At 64.7% G+C, this 4,512-nt stretch carries 8 protein-coding genes; 3 read left to right on the top strand and 5 right to left on the bottom strand.

Annotation, left to right across the window (positions count from 1 at the left end; all coding sequences use genetic code 11):
• On the bottom strand, positions 1 to 529 hold a 529-nt coding region (pdxY, locus tag MOV74_RS31890), incomplete at its 3' end, for a pyridoxal kinase (protein ID WP_246930983.1).
• A gap of 117 nt (positions 530 to 646) precedes the next feature.
• Positions 647 to 1,279, bottom strand: coding sequence for a TetR family transcriptional regulator (locus MOV74_RS31895; RefSeq protein ID WP_246930984.1), 633 nt, complete (start codon positions 1,277 to 1,279; stop codon positions 647 to 649).
• A gap of 97 nt (positions 1,280 to 1,376) precedes the next feature.
• On the opposite strand from MOV74_RS31895, the gene MOV74_RS31900 reads away from it, so the two are divergent.
• The 3 genes from MOV74_RS31900 (at position 1,377) to MOV74_RS31910 (ending at position 3,134) form a co-directional block, all read left to right on the top strand.
• The gene (locus tag MOV74_RS31900; protein WP_246930985.1) at positions 1,377 to 2,042 is read left to right on the top strand and encodes an O-methyltransferase; all 666 of its coding nucleotides are present in this window, start codon (positions 1,377 to 1,379) and stop codon (positions 2,040 to 2,042) included.
• 178 nt (positions 2,043 to 2,220) lie between these two features.
• Entirely contained in the window at positions 2,221 to 2,565 is a 345-nt protein-coding gene (locus tag MOV74_RS31905) for a multidrug efflux SMR transporter (protein WP_246930986.1), read from the top strand.
• Positions 2,565 to 3,134 (top strand): TetR family transcriptional regulator, encoded by a 570-nt coding sequence (locus MOV74_RS31910; protein WP_246930987.1) that lies wholly within the window; start codon positions 2,565 to 2,567, stop codon positions 3,132 to 3,134. Before MOV74_RS31905 ends, MOV74_RS31910 begins: the two co-directional genes overlap by 1 nt.
• 15 nt (positions 3,135 to 3,149) lie before the next feature.
• Here the strand turns inward: MOV74_RS31910 and MOV74_RS31915 are convergent, their stop codons facing one another.
• The 3 genes from MOV74_RS31915 to MOV74_RS31925 all read right to left on the bottom strand — a co-directional run bounded on the left by MOV74_RS31915 (position 3,150) and on the right by MOV74_RS31925 (position 4,272).
• Positions 3,150 to 3,473: a hypothetical protein gene (locus MOV74_RS31915; protein ID WP_246930989.1), complete on the bottom strand. Its 324-nt coding sequence runs from the start codon at positions 3,471 to 3,473 to the stop codon at positions 3,150 to 3,152.
• A gap of 71 nt (positions 3,474 to 3,544) precedes the next feature.
• Entirely contained in the window at positions 3,545 to 3,751 is a 207-nt protein-coding gene (locus MOV74_RS31920) for a hypothetical protein (RefSeq protein WP_018322958.1), read from the bottom strand.
• A gap of 242 nt (positions 3,752 to 3,993) precedes the next feature.
• Complete coding sequence (locus MOV74_RS31925; RefSeq protein ID WP_246930988.1) at positions 3,994 to 4,272, bottom strand: hypothetical protein; 279 nt, start codon at positions 4,270 to 4,272, stop codon at positions 3,994 to 3,996.
• Positions 4,273 to 4,512: the final 240 nt, after the last annotated feature.

Below are 4,512 nucleotides of genomic sequence, written 5' to 3' on the forward strand. Positions count from 1 at the left end.
CGACGTCGATGCGGCCGGTCGCCGCCAGCGCCGCACACGCGGCCAGCAGGCCCTGCGCATCTGCGATCGTGAGGCCTGAGAGCAACTCGAGCTCGAACTGGTTGGGCGTCGTGAGGTTTGCTGCCGGCAGCAGCCGGTGCCGGACTACGTCCAAAATGCCGTCGGCGACATAGACGCGGCCGTCATCGCCGATCACGGGATCGCAGAGATAGACGAGCTTCGCATTCCGCGTCAGAGCCCGCTCGACGAAATCGGCAATCACGGCGGCATTGCCCGGCGAGCCGAGATAGCCGGTCAGGAGCACGGCCGCCTCGTCGACGAGGCCGCGCTCTTCCACGCCCTTCAGGAGATCGGCGACGAGCTCGGTCTCCAGCACCCGCCCGCGCAGGCTCGGATAGCGCGGATGGTTGGACAGCAGCGTCGTCGGTACAGCCGCAACGTTCACGCCCTCCGCCTGCATGGCATAGGCGGCCGCGCTGTTGCCGACATGGCCGTGGACCACCTGGCTTTGAATGGAGATGACGAGCATGAAAGAGGTCCGTAGGGTCTATTGTCGAACGACGCAAGCACGGCAATCGTAGCCCGGATGGCATCCGGCGAAATCTGAAAAATTATCGGCCCCGCAAAAGATGACGTCAGTAATGCCTCAGCGCCTTGCGAGCCTCGCAAGATAGGCGCAGAACATATCGGCCATGGCATCGGCATAGGCCGCGATCTCCGCCTCGCTCCGCGTCTCTTCAGAAAAATTCTTGCCGACCTCGCTCAACGTCGCCTTGATGAGCTCGCCGGCGAGCGCGCGTGTCGCGTCAGAGGCTTTCGGCAGCGCTTCCCGCATGAACGCCGCGATGATCCCCTCACCGGCCGCACGCGCGTCGTGCGCCTCGGGCGCGTCGCGATAGAGCGGTGCGGCATCGCTGAGCGCGACGCGAATTGCAGCCTCCTCGCACTCGGAGCGGATGAAGGCATGAACCAGCGCGCGTAGTCGCGTCGGCGGCGGCTTTGCCCGGTCTGCGAGGATGCCGCGCAGCAGTTCGCTGGTGCGCCGCCACTCGTCGCTCTGGAGACGAAACAGGATCGCGGCCTTGTTCGGAAAATATTGATAGAGCGACCCGACGCTTACTCCGGCCCGCTCCGCCACCCGCGCCGTGGTGAAACGCTGCGCGCCCTCCTTCGCCAGGACCTGAACAGCGGCATCGAGAATAGCCGTTACCAGGCCGGTGGAGCGGGCCTGTTGCGGCTGCTTTCGTGAGGAAATTGAACGGCTTCGACGCTCGGCCATGGCTCACCCTGGCAATGCGAATAGGCAATGCGACGAATTAATCGTATTTCACTCGGCGCGCAAGCATGCGTTCTTCGCCAACCTCTGGAGACCTCGAATGACCACCCCAACCATCACGTCGCTTGCGCCGCTATTGGATCGCCTGTTCGACGAAGCCGAGGCGGCAACGGGCGCAACGCGAGCGGCCGTCGCCGATTTGTCCGACGCAGACCGGGCGCGGATGATGCGGAGCAAGACCGATTACCGCGAGCTCTACGGACGTCTGAAGGATGCTCCCCTCGCGGTCTCGCGCGAGACGGGGACGCTGCTCTACATTCTGGCACGCAGCTCTGGCGCCCGGACGATCGTCGAGTTCGGCACATCGTTCGGCATCTCGACGCTGCACCTTGCCGCAGGCTTGCGTGACAATGGCGGCGGCCGCCTCATCACCAGCGAGTTCGAGCCGTCCAAGGCAGCGCGGGCCCGGAACAACCTCATCGCCGGCGGCTTGATCGATCTCGTCGAAATCCGCGAAGGCGACGCGCTGAAGACGCTTCTAGCCGATCTGCCCGATACGATCGATCTCGTGCTGCTCGACGGCGCCAAAGCGCTCTACCCGGATATCCTCGATCCGCTCGAGAGCCATCTCGGACCGGGCGCGATCATCGTCGCTGACAATGCCGACGACAGCCCGGACTATCTGGCGCGCGTTCGCAGGCCGGGAAGCGGCTACATGTCGACGCCCTTCACCGAAGATGTCGAACTTTCCGTGCGGATCAACTGACGCCGGTCGAACCGCGACGAAATCCCGAAGCCGCCGCGCGATTCATCACGCGGCGGCTTCATGCCTTGTTCCGCCAACGTCGCAGGCTCGTCACTCACATGTGATACCTGCTGCCGGCCAAAGCCAAGCGCCGCATGCTAAACATACCGCGTGGTATCTTTCTTGCCCTGGGCTGACCATGACCTCCGCCTTCAATGCCTACGCAGCGCTCGCCCTCGCCATCATCTTCGAGGTCACAGCATCGGCTTTCCTGCAGCAATCCGCGCAGTTCACCCGCCCGTGGCCAACGCTGGCCATGGTGCTGTTCTATGTCGCCTCGTTCTACGCGCTGTCGGTCGCGATCCGCGTCATCCCCTTGAGCATCGCCTATGCGATCTGGGGCGGGGTCGGCATCATCCTGACCGCCACCGTCTCTTTCGTGCTGTTCCGCCAGATGCTGGACGCCGCGGCCTTCGTCGGCATCGCGCTGATCGTGTCGGGGGTCGTGATCATCAACCTGTTCTCGCAGACCACGGCGCATTGATGCCGGAAAACCGCTACACCCGCGCCAAGCAGCCCGAGCAGGTCCGGCGCGCCCTGCTCGCCCAGGCCGCGGCAATCGCCATGGACCATGGCGTCGCCGGTGTCACGGTGCAGGCGGTCGCAGCGGCGGCCGGCGTCACCAAGGGCGGGCTGTTTCACCATTTCGGCAGCAAGCAGGCGCTGATCGAGGGCCTGTTTGCCGACCTCCTCGCCCGCGTCGATGCCGAAATCGATGCCGCAGTTGAAGCCGATCCGAAGCCACGCGGCAGCTTCACGCGGGCCTATGTGAATGCGGTGTTCACCGGCAAGGCGTTCGGCTTCGCGACCCCATGGGCGGCATTGAGCATGGTCGTCGTCACCGATCCGCCGCTGCGCCGGCTCTGGAACGACTGGATCAAGGCGCGCCTGAAGCGCCATCGCACGACCGACGGCGCGCCCGATCTGCAAATGGTGCGCCTGGCCGCCGACGGCGCCTGGCTCTCCTATGTCACGACGGGACAGACGCGCATGAGCGCCGAGCTACGCGCCGTGCACGCACGGCTTCTCGCGCAGACCTATCGACGCGGATAGCAGGAACCGGGCAGCCTACTGGCTCTGCACCGGCTTGGACGAACGCGGCGCGGATCGCGCGGGCTTCCTGGCGGACTTGGCCGCGGCGCGCGGCGGCGGCTCGTCAACCGATTCCAGATAGGCGGCAAGCATCTTGGCCGAGTCCGAGCTGGTCGCGTAATGGTCCTTCAGAAACCAGGATAACGTCAGGCTGAAGCGACCCTTGGCAAGGCCGCGCGGACTGCGATGGCAGGTCGCACAGCCGTCAGCGAAGAGCTTGGCGGGCGACTTGCCGGCGTCGAGATTTTGCGCGGCCGCAACCGTCACCGTCAGAACCATGGCGGTGGCTGCAAAAATCATCACGGGCACGATCCGGCCGCACCCCGATCGAAACAGCGATCTCAAATGTCGTCCCCTCGCCCCGTCCGCGGTCACGCCGCCGACAGCTGATCGAATTCGGGCGGTGCGTAGGCCTTGCCGTCCTGATCGGTGATGACAACCCGCCACCCCTCGCTCGCCCACACCTTCGCCTTCGCCACGATGAGCAGCCGGCTCTCGCGAGCGAAACTGTATTTCTCGTTGTCGCGTTCTGCGACCATTTTGTAGGCCAATTCGCATCCCCTTGCGTCGCCCTGCACCCAGCCTCCTCGTGGCAGCGGGCTTTGGCGGCAATTCGCCGGGAGCGTGGCAATTTTTTGATGCCATCCGCAAAGCATAGCGTTGGCGGCCGGCAACGGCGTGCCCCACGGGAATGCAATTCCATCCGTCGCAGGCTTGCCCCGCCTGCGACGGCACGGGGCCGTCCTCGTGTCGTGCTGGATAGGCCGCCGGGGCGGCCTCACATCGGCAACGGAACCGATCGTCCCATGCCCGAGCTCCGCTAATGCACGCGGATGATGTGGGGGCGACCGAGATCAATCAGCCCCTGCACGGCCGAGAGGCGATCGTCGAGGGCTGCGATGGTAAGCAGCAGGTTGTTGCGGCGCTCGTCGAGCATACCCATCTCGGCGCCGGTGAGCTTCATGCTCGTCCGTTCCTTTTGGATCCCTTTGAGGGATTCGCGTAATCCGGCAATCAGGCCGGTCAGCTGTTTGGCCTCTTTCGTCATCGAACGCTTCGCGACATTTTGGCGGCGCGACTCCGCCTGGCTCTGTCTCATGTCATCCTCCCGTGCCCCGCTGCCCCGAGTGGATGCTTACAGCTTTGGGTAGACATGTTACGATCGATGAAATCTGCCGGCGAAAAACCGACTTAAATTGTCGCGACCTCGATATAGCAAAGAAAAGCCCGGCACGAGGGCCGGGCCTTCCTGGCTACGCTAGTGCTTCTGATGGCCGCCGCCGGGGCCACCGGCCGGTGCACCGCCGCCACGGGGCGCGGCGTTGATGTGGGAAGCACC

This window comes from Bradyrhizobium sp. SHOUNA76, assembly GCF_023006445.1.
Taxonomy (GTDB): domain Bacteria; phylum Pseudomonadota; class Alphaproteobacteria; order Rhizobiales; family Xanthobacteraceae; genus Bradyrhizobium.

Coding starts and splice junctions, on each gene's coding strand:
- MOV74_RS31900 (WP_246930985.1), top strand. CDS start 1,377: ATGACCACCCCAACCATCACGTCGCTTGCGCCGCTATTGGATCGCCTG.
- MOV74_RS31905 (WP_246930986.1), top strand. CDS start 2,221: ATGACCTCCGCCTTCAATGCCTACGCAGCGCTCGCCCTCGCCATCATC.
- MOV74_RS31925 (WP_246930988.1), bottom strand. CDS start 4,272: ATGAGACAGAGCCAGGCGGAGTCGCGCCGCCAAAATGTCGCGAAGCGT.
- MOV74_RS31910 (WP_246930987.1), top strand. CDS start 2,565: ATGCCGGAAAACCGCTACACCCGCGCCAAGCAGCCCGAGCAGGTCCGG.
- MOV74_RS31895 (WP_246930984.1), bottom strand. CDS start 1,279: ATGGCCGAGCGTCGAAGCCGTTCAATTTCCTCACGAAAGCAGCCGCAA.
- MOV74_RS31915 (WP_246930989.1), bottom strand. CDS start 3,473: ATGATTTTTGCAGCCACCGCCATGGTTCTGACGGTGACGGTTGCGGCC.